Origin of the sequence: Microbacterium terregens (assembly GCF_039534975.1) — a bacterium.
Taxonomy (GTDB): Bacteria; Actinomycetota; Actinomycetes; order Actinomycetales; family Microbacteriaceae; genus Microbacterium; species Microbacterium terregens.
In genome coordinates, this window is the sequence record NZ_BAAAWH010000001.1 from 678,039 (window position 1) to 693,938 (window position 15,900).

Consider the following 15,900-nt stretch of genomic DNA (forward strand, 5'->3'; position numbering starts at 1 on the left):
GCCTCGGATCCGATCGATTCTGGACAAAGGACGAAGATGACATTCGCGCTGCCCGACGCATCCGAGACCGTACGGCTGGACCAGATCATCGATGGGATCGGTGTGCCCGGAGACAGCCTCCTCGAGGTGCGCAATCCCGGCCGACGCAGCGAGCTCGTCGGCACCGTGGTAGACGGGACCGTCGAGCAGGTCGCCGCCGCGGTCGACGCTGCGTTCGCCGCCTCCTCCGCATGGGCGGCGACCCCCGTCGGCGAGCGCGTCGCGCTCCTGGCTCGGATCGGGGACGAACTCGACGCCCACGCGGAGGGGCTCGCGACGTTGGTGGCCCGAGAGAACGGCAGCGTCCGCGCGATCATCCGGCGCGAGCTGATGGGCGCCGGAAACGCCTTCCGCGAGGTCGGAGATCAACTCGAAGCAAAGCTGGCGCCCCGAGACCACGCGTCGGATTCGCCGGGGACGTTCGTGCGGATCGAGCGGAAGCCCTTCGGCGTGGTGGCGTGCATCGTCCCATGGAACGCCCCGATGATCCTCACGGCCAACAAGATCGCGCCGGCTCTGGCCGCCGGTAACGCAATCGTGCTGAAGCCGTCGCCCTTCGCACCGCTCGGCGTCTCCCTCATCGGCCGCATCGCCGCGTCGATCCTCCCGCCGGGAGTCGTCAATGTGGTCAACGGCGGTGGCGAGGTCGGCAGTGCGCTTATTGCTCATCGGCACGTGCGCAAGGTCTCTTTCACGGGTGGTGGAGAGACGGCTCGTCACATCATGCGCCAAGCGGCGGACCTGCTCAAGGGCGTGCATTTCGAGCTCGGTGGAAATGACCCGGCGATCGTGCTGGATGATGCCGACCTCCCCGTCACCGTCGATCGCATCGTGGACTCGGCGTTCCGTCGAGCCGGTCAGGTGTGTTTCGCGGTCAAGCGGGTCTACGTGCCGCGCTCGCGGATCGATGAGTTTCGCCGACTGCTGGTCGATCGGGTCGATCGCATCGCCGTGGGAGACGTGCTGGACTCGCGAGCGACCATGGGTCCACTCAACAACGAGGGACAGCTGACGAAGGTCCGCGGGTTGCTGGAGCGGACGATGGCACAGGGTCGGGATGTTCGCGTTCTGGGGACGAAGACGGATGCCGGGGCCTGGGACGACGGCTTCTTCCTGCTGCCTGCCGTGGTGCTCGACGCGCAGCCAGACGATGAGATCGTCTGCGAGGAGCAGTTCGGACCCGTCCTCCCCGTGGTCGTCTACGACGGCGAAGAGCAGGCGATTGCGCTGGCCAACGACACCGAGTACGGGCTGTGCTCGTCGGTGTGGTCACGCTCGACGGAGCGCGCGCTCGCCGTCGCATCTCGCATCGAGGCCGGCATGACGATCGTGAACAATCATCTGTTCAGTCACACGGGGTCGCGGGAGATCCCCTTCGGCGGGTGGAAGCAGAGCGGGATCGGCTGGGAGGGGTCGCCGTACGGCATCGACGAGTACCTGCAATTCCACAGTGTCGATGTCCAGTCCTTCCCCGAAGCGAAGGGGTAGGCGGTGACTCAGCTTCCGTCGACGGCAGCCCTGCTGCTCGAATCGCTGCGCGAGGCGGGCGTGAAGTACCTCTTCGCGAACTTCGGCAGTGACCACCCCGCCATTATCGAGGCGCTGGCGGCCGATCGTGAACGAGGCATCGACGTGCCGGCGGTCGTCATCTGCCCGCACGAGTACACCGCGCTGAGTGCCGCCCACGGCTACGCCGCCGCGACGGGCGAACCACAGGCGGTTTTCATCCACACGGACGTCGGCACGGCCAACTTGGGCGGTGCCGTGCACAATGCCGCGCGCTCGCGCGTCCCCGTGTTCATCTTCGCCGGGCTCACCCCGTTCACCCTCGAGGGCGAGCTTCCAGGGTCGCGCAACACGCACGTCAACCACCTCCAGGACGCCCCCGACCAGCATGCGCTGGTGCGCCAGTACGTGAAGTGGAATTACGACATCCGCACCGGCAGAAACGTGCCGCAGCTGGTCCACCGAGCTCTGCAGATCGCCTCCAGCGCACCCGCAGGTCCGGTCTACCTCACCGGCGCTCGGGAGGTGCTCGCCGAGGAAGTGCCGCGGCCGGACCTCACACCACAGCAGTGGTCGCCCGTCGCCCCCATCCCGGCACAGGGCGATCTGGTGGACGAACTCATTCGCGACCTGCAGAGCTCGCGGCGACCCGTCATCGTGACGACCTACCTGGGTCGCGCACAGGCATCGGTGGCGAAGCTCGTCGAGGTGGCGGAGCGGCTCGGTGTGCCGGTGGTCGAATTCAACGCGGAAGTCCTGAGCTTCCCCTTCGACCACCCGCTCCACCTGGGCGATGATCCGCATCCGGCGATCGCCGACGCGGACGTCATCGTGGCGATCGACACCGACGCGCCGTGGCTTGCCGGGTCCGGCAAGCCACGCCCCGGCACGAAGATCTTCGTCATCAACGAGGATCCCCTGCAGCAATCCATCCCGCTCTGGTATGTGCCGGCAGACCGATTCATCCGTGCGGACAGTGGTCTGGTGCTCGATCAGGTCCTCGCGGCACTGCGCTCCGGTGGTGAAGACGATCCCAGCCTGAGCGCATCGGGGTCCGCCCGCACGCGCGGACGCGTCGAAGCTGCCGCCGCTCGAGGTCGCGAGATGCGACAACGCTGGGATGAAGCTGTTCAAGGGGATCTGGTGGCAGGTCGGCTCACTCCCGCGAGTGTGTCGCATGTGCTCGCCGGACTCATCGACGATGACGCCATCGTCGTCAATGAGGCCATCTCTGAGGCACCCACCGTGTGGAAGCATCTGCCGAGGCGCAAGGCCGGAACCGTCTTCGGCAATCGCGGCACTTCGCTGGGGTGGTCCGGAGGGGGAGCTCTCGGCGTCAAGCTCGCCAATCGGGATCGAACGGTCGTCAGCATCGTCGGTGACGGGACCTTCTTCTTCACTGTGCCTTCTTCGACGTACTGGGTCGCGGACCGCTACCGCATCCCCGTGCTGACTGTCGTGCTCGACAACGGCGGCTGGAACGCCACAAAGCGCAATCTCACTCGCCAGCACGCGGGCCAGTCCGCCGATCAGAGCGACCGCTACTGGGTCAACCTGCAGCAGAGCGCGGACTTCCCGGCGATCGCCGCCGCGGCAGGCAACGCCTGGGGTGAGACGGTCACCGAATTCGACGCCCTGGAGAGGGCCCTGCGGACTGGTCTGAGGAAAGTGGCAGAGGGCACGCCCGCCGTGGTATCTGTGCGCCTCGAACCGATTTCGCGTCAGCAGGAAGATGCGCTGTAGACGTGTCCGACGACATCGGCCTGCGTTCCGATCGCGGCCCTGCGCTCCTCGCGCTGCTCCTTGCGACCTTCCTGATCGGCATGGCGCAGTGGGTGATCGCCACCGCGGTGCCGTCGATCGCAGCCGACATCGGCGGTTTCTCGTCGTTCCCGTGGCTCTTCTCCGTCTATCTCCTGACCATGACGGTTACGGTCCCCGTCGTCTCCCGGCTCGCGGACATCGTCGGGCGCAAGCGCCTGCTCCTGGTCGGAATCTCCGTGTTCGTTCTCGGCTCCGTGCTCTGTGGCCTGGCATGGAGCATGCCATCTCTCATCGCATTCCGGGTGGTCCAAGCCCTGGGTGGCGGTTCTATCCAATCCCTCGCGCTCACGGTCATCGGTGACCTCTACAACCGCGAAGATCGTGCCCGGGTACAGGGTCACATCGCGGTAACCCTCGCCGCGGCATCCGTGATTGGCCCGCTTGTGGGTGGCTTCTTCGCGATGATGGACGCGTGGCGGCTGGTCTTCCTGATCAATCTGCCGATCGGCGTGCTGGCACTCTGGCTCATTTACCGAAACGTGCACGAGCAGGTCGAGCGTCGAGCGCACCGGATCGACTATGCCGGAGCTGTCCTGATCACCGGGGCGCTGTCCCTGCTCGTCCTCGGCGCCCTCGAGGGCGGTGGTGCCTGGGCGTGGACGTCTGCGACGAGTCTGACGATCTTCGCGGTCGGCGCCGCACTGCTTGTCGCGTTCGTCCTTCGCGAGCGGCGTGCCGCCGAGCCGATCATCCCCCTGGGGTTGTTCCGCCGCCGTCTCGTCGTGGTCATGGCGGTCCTGGGTCTGATGATGGGTGGAATCATGGTCGGGCTGACCGCCTTCGCCCCGATCTATCTGCAGGTGGCGGGAGGGGCATCGCCGATCTGGGCAGGCGTGGCGGTCGCGGCGATGGCGTTGGGGTTACCGGCATCCTCTGCGCTCGCCGGCACCCTGTCCCTGCGGTGGGGATTGCGCCGCACAACCGTTCTGGGAGCGGTGCTCGCCGTCGCCGGGGTTGCAGGCTTGGCGGCATTCGCCCACTACCCGTCCGTGTTCACGGTGGCTGCCTGTGCAGCCCTGGTGGGGATCGGTTTCGGCCTTACGACGGTGCCGGGGCTGGTGGCGCTTCAGGAAAGCGTTGCATGGAATCAGCGCGGAATGGTCACCGGGCTCGTCACGTTCTTCCGTTCCCTCGGTCAGGTCCTCGGAGTTGCCGCGTTGGGCGCGGTCGGGAAGGCGATGCTCGGGGACGCGGCGCGCGACCAAGACCCGTTGGTCGTTCAGTCGGCCATCGGCGTCGTGTTCACCCTGATGCTCGTGTTCGCGCTCATCCACCTGTTCGGCTCGTTCGCGATGCCCCGGTCGGTCGCGACAACCGGCGCGGGCGGCACACCTGCCGCGGCATCCCGTTCGGCGTCCTGAAGGGGCGCTCCCGCTTCACACCCTTGCCACATGCCCGCGGGGGGACGATGATGCTGACTGCGAAGTGCACCCAGCCTTCGGCCTGATGGCCGGCGTCCGCGCGTCGGCGGTGAAGAGGACTGTTGGCCAAGAAGCGACAGATCGCCGATTACGACGAGTCGAAGCTGCGCATCTCGAAACCGGATCCCGTCGCTGCTGGCGCCCGTGGAGTCGTCGTCGCCGCCGAACGCGCACTGCCGCGCGATGGGGTCGCCCGCACCGCGCGCACCTGGCTCACGATGAATCAGGTCGGCGGCTTCGACTGCATGAGCTGCGCGTGGCCCGACCCTGACCCCGGCCAGCGGCATCCCGCCGAGTTCTGCGAGAACGGCGCCAAGGCGGTCGCAGAGGAGGCGACCGAGGACCGCGCGACACCGGAGTTCTTCGCCGCCCACAGCATCGCCGAGATGGACTCCCATTCGGAGTACTGGCTGGGTCAGCAGGGACGCATCACTCACCCGATGGTCAAGCGTCCCGGAGCCACGCACTACGCGCCGATCGGATGGGACGAGGCGTTCGAGCTGATCGCCGCCGAATTACAGGGACTGTCCAGTCCGAATCAGGCGACGTTCTACACCTCGGGGCGTGCCTCCAACGAAGCGGCGTTCGCCTACCAGCTGTTCGCCCGGGCGTTCGGCACGAACAACCTGCCCGACTGCTCCAACATGTGTCACGAGTCGACCAGCGTCGCGCTCGCCGAGTCGATCGGGATCGGCAAGGCCAGCGTGGTCATGGCCGACGTCGAGCAGGCCGATCTGCTCATCCTCGCCGGACACAATCCGGGCACCAACCATCCCCGCATGCTCACGCACGTGGAGATCGCGAAGCGGCGCGGCGCGAAGGTCCTCGCCATCAACCCGCTCAAAGAGACCGGGCTCACCCGGTTCAAGAACCCGCAGAGCCCACGAGACGTCCTCGGCCGCGGCATCCGGGTGGCCGATCTTCACCTGCAGGTGAAGATCAACGGAGACCTGGCCCTCTTCCAGGCGATCGGGTCGCTGCTTGTGCAGTGGGACGCTCTGGACCACGACTTCATCGACCGCTACACCAGCGGTTTCGACGCATGGGCCGAGCATGTGCGGACCGTCGACTGGGACCAGGTGGTGGAAGCGACCGGTCTTGCCCGCGGAGAGATCGAAGCCGCGGCGCGAATGATCGCCGACTCCAAGAAGACGGTGTTCTGCTGGGCGATGGGCATCTGTCAGCACCGCAACGGTGTCGCCACGGTGAAGGAGATCGTGAACGTCGCGCTCGCTCAGGGGAACATCGGCAAGCCGGGAGCGGGCCTTCTGCCATTGCGCGGTCACTCGAACGTGCAGGGCGATCGCACGATGGGGATCTGGGAACGGCCGCCGACGGCCTTTCTGGACAAGCTGCAGGAGGAGTTCGGATTCGACCCGCCCCGCGAACCAGGGCATGACGTCGTCGACTCGATCCGGGCTCTGCGCGACGGAGAGGTCACGGTGTTCGTCGGGCTCGGGGGCAACTTCGTGCAGGCGAGCCCGGACAGCGGCGTCACGTATCGCGCGCTGCGGCGGGCGAAGCTGACGGTGCAGATCTCCACCAAGATCAACCGATCGCATCTCGTGTGCGGCGAGACCGCGCTGATCCTGCCGACGCTGGGGCGCACCGAGCACGACGTGCAGGCGAGCGGGCCGCAGTGGATCTCGGTCGAGGATTCCACGTGCTCCGTGCACTCCTCTCGGGGCCCGCTCCACCCCGCGAGCCCGCACCTTCGCTCCGAGGTCTCGATCATCACCTCGATCGCCGAGAAGACGCTGGACCAGCGCATGGGCATCGACTGGAGGGGCATGCGCGATGACTACCGACTCATCCGACGCCACATCTCCCGCGTCGTCGCGGGGTGCGAGGCCTATGAGGTCAACGTCCGTGCCCCGGGCGGCTTTCTGATGCCGCATCCACCACGCGACTCTCGGACCTTCCAGACCGGATCGGGACGCGCCGAGTTCGTCGTCTCCCCCCTCGAGCTGCTCGATGTCCCTCCCCGGCATCTGCTCCTGCAGACCATGCGCAGTCACGATCAGTTCAATACGACCGTGTACGGGCTCAGCGACCGCTATCGAGGGGTCAACGGCGGGCGGAAGGTCGTCTTCCTCCATCGCGACGACATCGCCGCGCTGGGTTTCGACGACGGAGATCACGTCGATCTGATCACCCATTGGGATCAGGATGCTGTCGCCCGATCGGTCCGCGACTTCAGGATCGTCGAGTACGACATTCCGCGCGGCTGCGCTGCCGCCTACTACCCGGAGACCAACCCGCTGCTCCCGCTGGATGCGACCGCCCTCGGCAGCAACCAGCCGGCCGCCAAGTCGATCGTCGTCAGCCTGGTGCCCGCAGGGCAGAGCGCCGAAAACGGGGGCGAGGGGCAGCAGAAGGCGGTGGGCGCGGACTGGGTGCACAAGTCTCGCCCTCAGCCGGTTCATCTGTCCTGACGGACCCGCGACCCACCGGAGCGCGTGGTTCCCGTCGGCGACGTTCTCGCGTTCCGCAGTCGTAAATGGCGGGATCGGCCCGCCTGCGCTTCGCAACAAGTGACTGCGGAATCAGGCGTGCCGGAGGGGGAGCTGTGGCTCCGCCTGCCGTTCACGATCCAGGCGCGCGAGAACCCCCCGGCCGAACGGCACGGGGGGTTCTCATCCAGCGGCTTACTTGAACGCGTCTTTGACGTTCTCGCCGGCCTTCTTGAGGTTGGCCTTCGTCTGGTCGGCCTCGCCCTCACGCTCGAGGCTTTCGTTGTTCGTTCCCTTGCCGACAGCCTCTTTGGCCTTGCCGGTCACGTCTTCGGCTGCGTTCTTGATCTTGTCGTCGAGTCCCATTGCGATTCCTTCCGTGCGAATCCGGGTGTCTCCCGTGCCTGCCACGTTACGTCGCGGATGCCGGACCCAGAGGGGGCTCGCGCGCTGGCGTCACCTGTGCTAACGCAGTTTCTCGTGGGTCCGGGACCGCCTCGAACGTGCCCTCGTCAGAGCGGAGCGGGCGCCGGGGCGCTCATCTCGAGGGCGGGGAACGCGCGCAGCACCATGTCCACGAGCCGATCGAGCGGACGGGTGAGGGGGTCAGTGACGGGCATGCCCAGGTCGAGTTCGTATTCGTCGATCACCGTGCCCACTTCGTCGTCGCTCATGTGCTCGTGATTGATGGTGACGCCGATGACTGTGGTGTCGGCGAACGCCTCGATGAGTGCGATCTCGCTGGCTACGGTCGGCATCGGGAGCATCGGGAAGTCTCCCAGCGACGTGCGCTTCGGAGCATGCTGCACGATGACGCCGGCCGGCCGGCTTCCGCGCAGGATGTATGCCGACGTCAGATAGGCCGGATGGCTGAGCGCACCCTGACCCTCGACGACGATGATGTCGGGATGTTCGCCCTCGTATGCGGCGACGACCTGATTCTCCACCTCGCCGGAGCAGAACTGCGGAACCATGGCGTCCAGCGCGACGCCGTACTTGCCGCCCTGGATGAGCGTCGTCTGGCCCGTGCCGACCAGGACCGCCTTGATTCCCCGGGCGTTGAGCGACTGGACCAGAAGGGTGGCCGTCGTGCGCTTGCCGATCGCCCCGTCCGTGCCGAGGACGGCGATCCGGGGGCACGGGACGTCGAAGATCCGTCCCGAGAACTGGTGGAGGTCCTGCTTCGCCTTCGGCTGGCGCACGTCGGTGATCGTGACATCGGCGAGGAGGCTGGCAGCGGCGAACTCGATGTCGTCATTGAGGAACTCGTGGAGGCCGTTGATGATGTGCATGCCCCGCGCGATGCCCTCGAGCAGCACGACGCGCTGTGCCGCGGAAAGCAGCCCGGAGGCCGGCGCGATGCCGCAGATGAGGTAGTCGGGCACCCGCCCGGCGGAGGCGATCGCCTCGGCCAGGTTGCCGAGCACCGGGATGCCGTTGGCGACGCCATCGAGATGCATACCGGCGTCGGCACCCGCCCGCGTGCTGTCGATGACGCTCAGGATCTCGTACCGCTCGGAGTGGCGCACGAGACCGTTGGCGGTCTTGCCGTCCTGCTGACCGAACTGCCCCTCGCAGTAGACGATGGCCGTGGTGCCGGAGGGCAACGAGGCCGCGATGGAATCAGAACTGGGGACGGACGAGAGCATGACATTCCTCTGAGTGATTCAGAGGAGGCGACGGAGTCGTGGCCGGGCGGTTGCCCAACGGTCAGCGAAACTCTTCCCTGATCCGGCATTCGCCGGTACTGTCACGATACCGTTCGGGCCTGAGAGCACCGAGACCCCGGAACGCGGGCGTCACACGCGAAGTTCGGCGTCGGACCGCTGCGGCTGCAGGAACCTGGCGAGGAAGTCCTCGAGCTCGCCGACGGCATCCAGCGGCAGCACGTGTGCGACGTACTGGTCCGGGCGTACCAGGACGAGGCATCCGGTGGCGCGGTCGATGCCCCGCGCGTCGAAGATGTCGTCGCCCTTCGCCGACGGCGCGAACGCCTTGTCGTAGTCGGCCAGTCCGTACCGGCCCTTGTGCGGACGCAGCAGCTCGGGCAAGGCTGTCGGCTCCACCTCGCGATGGCTCTGTTGCAGGATGCCGCGCACATCGATGACCGCGTCGATGTCCGCGCCGTCCGGGGTGACGCGCGTGGCCGGGCCGTCCATCCACTGCTCCGCGAACGCCCGGAGCCGTGAGGCGGGGTCGGTGACGGTGCGCCGATCGCCGAATGCATAGAGGCGCCAGCGACCGTCGGCGCGGTGGACATGGCCCAGCTCGAGCGGCTCGGCGTCCCCGATGCGCGCGACCGGCGCGGAATGGAATCGCTCGCCGATCGGAAAACCGGTCGCGAGGTGCTGCCAGGTCGCGTCGCCGGTGAGGAGGGCGGGGGGATAGTGCGTGGCCGTCCCGGCGGTGTAGCGGCCCTGCTTCTGGAAGTGGTTCTGCAGCGCGGCCGGATCCACGCCCTCGCCCGAGCCGGCATCCAAGGGCTTCGCGCTCATCATCGCGGCCCACTCCTTGTCGAAGTCGATCAGGTTCTGCGCGACGGCCTGGCGCTCCGCAGAGTACGTGTGCAGCAGCTCGGGGGCGCTGCGACCCTCGAGGACGGCGGCGAGCTTCCAGCCGATGTTGAACGCATCCTGCATGGACACGTTCATGCCCTGCCCGGCCTTCGGGCTGTGGGTGTGGCACGCGTCGCCGGCGACGAAGACACGAGGCAGGCGCGTCGCGATCTGGTCCACCGGCACATCGTCGAACTTGTCCGTGAGTCGCTGGCCGATCTCGTAGACCGACCACCAGACGATCTCTTTGACCTCGAGCGCGTGCGGGTGAAGGATGCGGCCCGCGGCCGCGATCAGATCGTCCGAGGTGATGGCACGCCCGGCGACACGCTCGCCGGGGTCCAGTTCGTCCATCTCGATGTAGAACCGGACGAGGTAGCCGCCCTCGCGCGGGATGATGATCATGTTGCCGGCGTCGGTGGACTGGATGACCGACTTGAAGCGGATGTCCGGATAGTCGGTGACCACCAGCGCATCCATGACGCCCCACGCCTGGTTGGCCGAGTCGCCGTGCAGCACCCGGCCGATCGACTGCCGCACGGTGCTGCGCGCGCCGTCGCAGCCGACGACGTACCGCGCTCGCACGATGCTCTCCTCACCGGTGTCGACGCGGCGCATCCGGACCACGACCGGGTAGTCCGCGGCATCCGTCACGTCCACCGCCAGCACTTCGACGCCGTACTCCGGCTCGAGCCGGCGAGGGGCGGTGCGCATCTTCTCGAGCAGGAACTCCTGCACGCGGGCCTGGTTCAAGATGACGTGGGGGAACTCGGAGAGTCCCTCTTCGACATCCTGGATCCGCCCGCTGCGCACGATGCGGGAACCGTCGGCGGGGTCCGGGCGCCAGAAGACGGTCTCGGTGACCTGCGCCGCCTCTTTCAGCACGCGGTCGGCGATATCGAACGCCTCGAACATCTCCACCGAACGGCACGCGATGCCGTCCGCCTGGCCCAGCTCGAGCGCACCGGCACGGCGCTCGACGATGCGGGTGCGAATGCCCGGAAAGGCGGCGAGCTGGGCGCCCAGCACGCAGCCGGCGGGTCCGGTGCCGACGATGAGCACGTCGACGGTGTCGTCGCCCTTCGGCTCGTTCGTCGCGGCCGGGTCGGCGCGCAGGATCGCCGGATCGCCGGTGTGGAAGCCGTTCAAGTACGCCTGCATGGCCGCTCCTTTGCGTGGGATCGCTCGTCCGCGAGACCGACCCGGAATTAGTACGTATACGGAGGATACCGCAGGCGCGTGTCCGAACACAAGGCGAGCAGTGTCCAAGCGCCCGCCCGACATGGCGCTCAGGGCGCTGCGATATAGGCGACCGGCGCCAGCAATGCCAGGAATCTCTCCCGGTCCTGCGGGGTGAGCGGTTCCAGCAGCCGCTCCTGCACGAGGGCGACGCGGGGCGTGAATCCACTCACCGCGGACTCCCCCGCGGGGCTGAGCGAAAGCACGCGGCGGCGGCCGTCCGCGGCATCCGGTTCTCGCGTGATCCACCCGCGACGCGCAAGGCGCTGGACGAGGTCTGCGGCCGTGGACTTGTCCAGCGCCGCCAGCTCGCCGAGTTCACGCTGGCTGATCGACGGGTGGGTGGCCAGCACGCGCAACGCGGCATACTGCGGACCGGTGAGTTCCCGATCGAACTCCGCGGCGAACAGCGCGGTGTGCACCTGCTGCGCACGCCGCAGCAGGTGCCCGGGGATGTGCAGCGGAGAGTACGTGCCGTCCTCGCCCCGCGGGTCGACGCGGGCCGTGCGCCGGAGCAGTTCCGTGAACTCACCGCGGGCCTCGGTGGGAAGCGGGGCCAGCAGGCGTTCCTGCACTCTCTGGACCTTCGTGCGCAGGCTCGCAAGCGCGTCGACGGCGCCCGCCGCGGGCATCAGGATGTCCCGCCGCGCATCCGAGGGACTCCGCGCCCGCGTGACCCACCCGCGTCCGGCCAAGCGCGCCACGACATCCATCGTGGACGACGTGTCGAGGGACGCCACGTCGGACACATGGCGCTGGTCTGCGCCCGGCGAAGCCGCGATCGCCGCGAGCACCGCATACTGCGGGCTCGTCGGATCGCTGCCGACCTCCTCCAGCCACTGCGCGTTGTGCACCTGCTGCGCGAGTCGCAGCAGATGACCGCAGACTCGCGAGAGTCCGGCGGAATCGGGATGCCGCGTCTGCAGATCGCTCATCACCGTTCCTCCCGACACCGTCGTGTCAGGATACCGACCGATCCGAGGCGGGACTCCCCGACGCGATCAAGCCGACCCCGGCCCACCAAGCAGACGGCGCGAGCGGAACCCGCCGTGCGGTCGCGGCTACTCGTCCTCGATGCGGGAGTGGTCGCCGAGCCGGTGCCACGAACGGTTGTGGTACACCAGCGCATCGCCGTGCTCGCCCGGCGAGATGTCTCGCTCGACCTGCGAATTCAGAGCGTGCGCGGCGAAGACGGTCGAGCCGCCGGCATCCATCCGGCCGATGACCGCGCACCGCACCCACGCTCGCACGTCGTGATACACGGGCTCGCCCGTGGGCAGTCGCGAGAACCGTTGCGGGTCGGCGAAGCGATCGCGGCCGCTGGCGGCGCCGAGTCGAGCCAGCTCGACATCGTGTGCGTCCAGCAGATGAACGATGACCGTCTCGGCGCGGGCGAGCACCTCGGCGGCAGAGGATTGGTCCGATATCGAGAAGACCAGCAGCGGCGGGTCCGCGCTCACCGATGACACGGAGGTCGCCGTCAGCGCGACGGGGCCGTCGCCCGCGTCGGCGGTGATGATCGAAACCCCACCGGGATGACCGCGGAACAGCGTCTTGAAGTCCTCGGCCGAGAGCGAGGGTCCGAACGCGTGCCGCGACGCGTCATCCGCGCGCGGGGTCGTCGGTGCGGGTTGGCTCATATATAGACGCTACAGACTTCGCCGGCGAGCTGAGGCGCAACGGCCCTCGCGGGCGTCACGCCGCGACATCTGCGCACACGCGACGACGCAGCGCGCACATGGGCAGCGCGTAGGCTCGGTCGCTATGGCATCAGGCGCGACGATCCACACGTTCACCGTGCAGCTGGCCGATGTGGATCGCGGTGTCTACGACGAGCTGGCCCTTCGGGTTGCCCGCCATCCCTCCGAGACGGACGCGTTCATGATGACGCGCGTGCTGGCGTACTGCCTCGAGTTCGAGGAGGGCATCGCCTTCGGCGAAGGGATATCGACGACGAACGAGCCGGCGATCGTCGTGCGCGATGCGACCGGCCGGCTGACCTCGTGGATCGAAGTGGGCGCGCCGGATGCCGAACGGCTGCACTTCGGCAGCAAGCTCGCGGACCGCACGCTGGTCTACACCCACCGTGATCCGGCCAAGGTGCTGGCGCCGTGGGCAGGGAAGCGGATCCACAACGCCGAGGCGATCACTCTGCACAGCTTCGACCCGGGCTTCGTCGACTCCGCCGTCGCGGTGCTGGAGCGGCGCAACACGGCGACGCTGTCGATCACCGAGCGACAGCTCTACCTCGATCTGAACGGGTCGACTCTGACCTCGACGATCCACGACCACCGGATCGTGTGACGGCAAGGCAGGTGATGTCAGCGCCGTGCGATCCGCCGCAGCGTCCGTATCGTGACGACCGCCGTCAGAACCCAGGGCCCGAGCACGAGGATCGGGTCCAGCCACGCATGCTTGAGATCGATACGACCGCGCCCGACGCGCGAGGCCAGCGGTCGGCGGCCGCGCTCGCCGAGGATGCCGCTTTCGGCGATCGGATTGTCCGGCCGCAGCGTTGCGAACGACTTCAGGTGCGCCGTCATCGCGTCCACCCGGTCGCCCAGAATGAGCAGCAGCCAGTGGGCGGTCTGCCCTTCGCTGTAAGTGTCGTAGGCGTATCTGCGGATGACGCCGGCCACGCCCCTCAGGGGCTGCGCGGTTCCGAACACCGGAGTGAGCCGCAGGTGCTCCACGGATCTCTCTCGCCGACCCGGATTCGGCTGCTGGGGCGGCAGGTCCCAATGGGCGCCGGTGATGATGCCCGGCTGCTCCCGCGGAAACGCCGGTCGGTCGGCGGGATCAAGGTCGGCGCCCCACCCCGGGATGCGGGCGCGCAACTCTTCTGCGGTCGGCCTCGTGCCGGGCTTTTCGGACGTGTAAGGCATATTGTTCCTCCGCGGTTGACGGCCTCGCCGGGCTAAGCCGGCGTGACGACCGGCTTGATGCAGTCATCCAGTTTCGACGAGAAGAGGTGGTAGCCCTCCGCGATCTCATCCAGGGGTATCCGGTGGGTGATCAGGTCGCTCGGCATGATGATCCCGTTGCGGATGTGCTCCCAGAGCCGGGGCCACTGCCGCTTCACGGGAGCTTGGTTGGTGCGGATGGTGAGGCCCTTGTTCATCGCGTCACCGAATTTCACTGCGCTGAACAGCGGCCCGTAGGCGCCCATCACCGAGACGGTGCCGCCCTTGCGGACCGAGTCGATCGCCCAGTTCAGGGCGACGGGCGATCCGCCCTGCATCTTCAGCTTCGCCGCGGTCACGTGCTGCATGACATGCCCATCGGCCTCTGCCCCGACGGCGTCGATCGCGACGTCGGCCCCGAGACCGTCGGTGGCCCGCTTGAGGTAGCGGACGATGTCGCCCATCTGCCCGAAGTTCACCGTCTCGGCGAACGCGAAGGTTTTCGCCTTCTCCAGCCGGAAGTCCAGATAGTCCACGACGATGACCCGCCCAGCGCCCATGAGCCAGCACGATCGTGCCGCCGCAAGACCGACCGGACCAGCCCCGAAGACCACCGCGGTGTCGCCCTCGACGATGTCAGCGAGCTGGGCGCCGAAGTAGCCGGTCGAGAAGGCATCCGTCAGAAGAAGGGCGTTCTCGTCCGTGATCCCCTCCGGGATGACGGACGGACCGACGTCCGCGAAGGGGACGCGCACGCGCTCGGCCTGCCCGCCGTCGTAGCCGCCGCTGGTGTGGGAGTACCCGTAGATGCCGCCGACGGCGGTGGCGTTCGCGTTGACGTTGTGACAGTTGGAGAACAGACCCCGCGCGCAGAAGAAGCACGAGCCGCAGTAGATGTTGAACGGCACCATCACCCGGTCACCGATCTTGACGTTCTGGACGGACGAACCGACCTGCTCGATCGTGCCGATGAACTCGTGGCCGAACGTATGCCCGATTCGGGTGTCCGGCATCATGCCGTGATACAGGTGCAGGTCAGAACCGCAGATCGAGGCCAGCTCGACCCGCACGATCGCGTCGTTCGGATGCTCGATCTTGGGATCGGGCTTCTCCTCCACGCGGATCTTGTACGGTCCTCGGTAGACCATCGCCTTCATGTCGCACCTCCAAGGAGCCCAGCATTGCTGACAAGCCGGCTCGGACGGGGGGGCTTGCGCAGATCCGACATCGCATGCAAGCGCGCGGACCACAAGGGGTGTTGCGGCGATTGAGTCGGGGCGAGAATGACCTCGGGGGGACCACTGAGTCAGGAGCAGCCATGTCATACCGAGTCGGATACTTCGTCGGGAGTCTTTCCTCCACCTCGATCAACCGAATCCTCTCCAAAGCCCTCATCCGGCTGTCGCCCGACGAGTTGGAATTCACCGAGATCCCGATCCGCGATCTACCGCTCTACAGCCAGGACTATGACGCGGATTATCCCCCCGCGGCGCGGGCGCTGAAGGAGGCGATCGCGGCAACGCAGGCTGTTCTGTTCGTGACGCCGGAATACAACCGTTCCATCCCCGGCGGGTTGAAGAACGCGATCGACTGGGCATCTCGCCCGTGGGGAGAGAACTCCTTCGATCACATCCCCGCCGCTGTGATCGGGGCGTCGGTCGGGTCCATCGGAACGGCCGTCGCGCAGCAGAGCCTGCGTGGAGTCCTCAGCTTCTGCAATGCGCGCCAGATGACCGCGCCCGAGGCCTATATCCACTTCTCGCCGGAGGTCTTCAGCGAGGACGGGTCGGTCTCCAATCCCGCGACGGAAGAGTTCCTCCGCAACTTCATGTCCGACTTCCGCGAGCACATCCAACGGGTGCTGACGGTCCTGCCGCGCTAGGGACGGCTCGTCACCCGCCTCGCCGATGCTCGTCACCGGCTTAGCGGGGGCGACGTCGTCCAGCGGAGCGCCGCCGCC

13 protein-coding genes are annotated in these 15,900 nt (G+C 67.5%); 6 read left to right on the forward strand and 7 right to left on the reverse strand.

From position 1 onward, the window contains the following. Positions 1-36 precede the first annotated feature (36 nt). The 4 genes from ABD655_RS03150 (at position 37) to ABD655_RS03165 (ending at position 7,225) form a co-directional block, all read left to right on the forward strand. Complete coding sequence (locus ABD655_RS03150; protein WP_344711585.1) at positions 37-1,527, forward strand: aldehyde dehydrogenase family protein; 1,491 nt, start codon at positions 37-39, stop codon at positions 1,525-1,527. Positions 1,528-1,530: 3 nt separating this feature from the next. After that, entirely contained in the window at positions 1,531-3,288 is a 1,758-nt protein-coding gene (locus tag ABD655_RS03155; protein WP_344711586.1) for a thiamine pyrophosphate-requiring protein, read from the forward strand. Between the two features lie 2 nt (positions 3,289-3,290). After that, entirely contained in the window at positions 3,291-4,730 is a 1,440-nt protein-coding gene (locus ABD655_RS03160) for an MFS transporter (RefSeq protein WP_344711587.1), read from the forward strand. Between the two features lie 122 nt (positions 4,731-4,852). After that, positions 4,853-7,225: an FdhF/YdeP family oxidoreductase gene (locus ABD655_RS03165; protein WP_344711588.1), complete on the forward strand. Its 2,373-nt coding sequence runs from the start codon at positions 4,853-4,855 to the stop codon at positions 7,223-7,225. A 213-nt stretch (positions 7,226-7,438) separates the two neighbouring features. Here the strand turns inward: ABD655_RS03165 and ABD655_RS03170 are convergent, their stop codons facing one another. The 5 genes from ABD655_RS03170 to ABD655_RS03190 all read right to left on the reverse strand — a co-directional run bounded on the left by ABD655_RS03170 (position 7,439) and on the right by ABD655_RS03190 (position 12,677). Beyond that, positions 7,439-7,609: a CsbD family protein gene (locus ABD655_RS03170; RefSeq protein WP_344711589.1), complete on the reverse strand. Its 171-nt coding sequence runs from the start codon at positions 7,607-7,609 to the stop codon at positions 7,439-7,441. A gap of 146 nt (positions 7,610-7,755) precedes the next feature. Then, entirely contained in the window at positions 7,756-8,892 is a 1,137-nt protein-coding gene (locus ABD655_RS03175) for an N-acetyltransferase DgcN family protein (protein WP_344711590.1), read from the reverse strand. Positions 8,893-9,042: 150 nt separating this feature from the next. Further along, positions 9,043-10,959 (reverse strand): FAD-binding monooxygenase, encoded by a 1,917-nt coding sequence (locus ABD655_RS03180; RefSeq protein WP_344711591.1) that lies wholly within the window; start codon positions 10,957-10,959, stop codon positions 9,043-9,045. Between the two features lie 128 nt (positions 10,960-11,087). Then, a complete protein-coding gene (locus ABD655_RS03185) occupies positions 11,088-11,972 on the reverse strand; it encodes a MarR family winged helix-turn-helix transcriptional regulator (RefSeq protein ID WP_344711592.1) in 885 nt (294 codons plus the stop codon). 126 nt (positions 11,973-12,098) lie between these two features. After that, entirely contained in the window at positions 12,099-12,677 is a 579-nt protein-coding gene (locus tag ABD655_RS03190) for a flavin reductase family protein (RefSeq protein WP_344711593.1), read from the reverse strand. Between the two features lie 124 nt (positions 12,678-12,801). On the opposite strand from ABD655_RS03190, the gene ABD655_RS03195 reads away from it, so the two are divergent. Further along, positions 12,802-13,341, forward strand: a complete 540-nt coding sequence (locus ABD655_RS03195) for a YaeQ family protein (RefSeq protein WP_344711594.1) — start codon at positions 12,802-12,804, stop codon at positions 13,339-13,341. A 17-nt stretch (positions 13,342-13,358) separates the two neighbouring features. On the opposite strand, the gene ABD655_RS03200 is transcribed toward ABD655_RS03195, so the two are convergent. Both ABD655_RS03200 and ABD655_RS03205 read right to left on the reverse strand, forming a co-directional pair. After that, positions 13,359-13,922 carry a hypothetical protein gene (locus tag ABD655_RS03200; RefSeq protein ID WP_344711595.1) on the reverse strand — a complete coding sequence of 188 codons (564 nt, stop codon included), beginning with the start codon at positions 13,920-13,922 and terminating at the stop codon, positions 13,359-13,361. A 32-nt stretch (positions 13,923-13,954) separates the two neighbouring features. Beyond that, positions 13,955-15,097 (reverse strand): zinc-dependent alcohol dehydrogenase, encoded by a 1,143-nt coding sequence (locus ABD655_RS03205; protein ID WP_344711596.1) that lies wholly within the window; start codon positions 15,095-15,097, stop codon positions 13,955-13,957. Positions 15,098-15,258: 161 nt separating this feature from the next. Here ABD655_RS03205 and ABD655_RS03210 point away from each other — a divergent pair, with 161 nt between their 5' ends. Further along, positions 15,259-15,822 carry an NADPH-dependent FMN reductase gene (locus ABD655_RS03210; RefSeq protein WP_344711597.1) on the forward strand — a complete coding sequence of 188 codons (564 nt, stop codon included), beginning with the start codon at positions 15,259-15,261 and terminating at the stop codon, positions 15,820-15,822. Positions 15,823-15,900 lie beyond the last annotated feature (78 nt).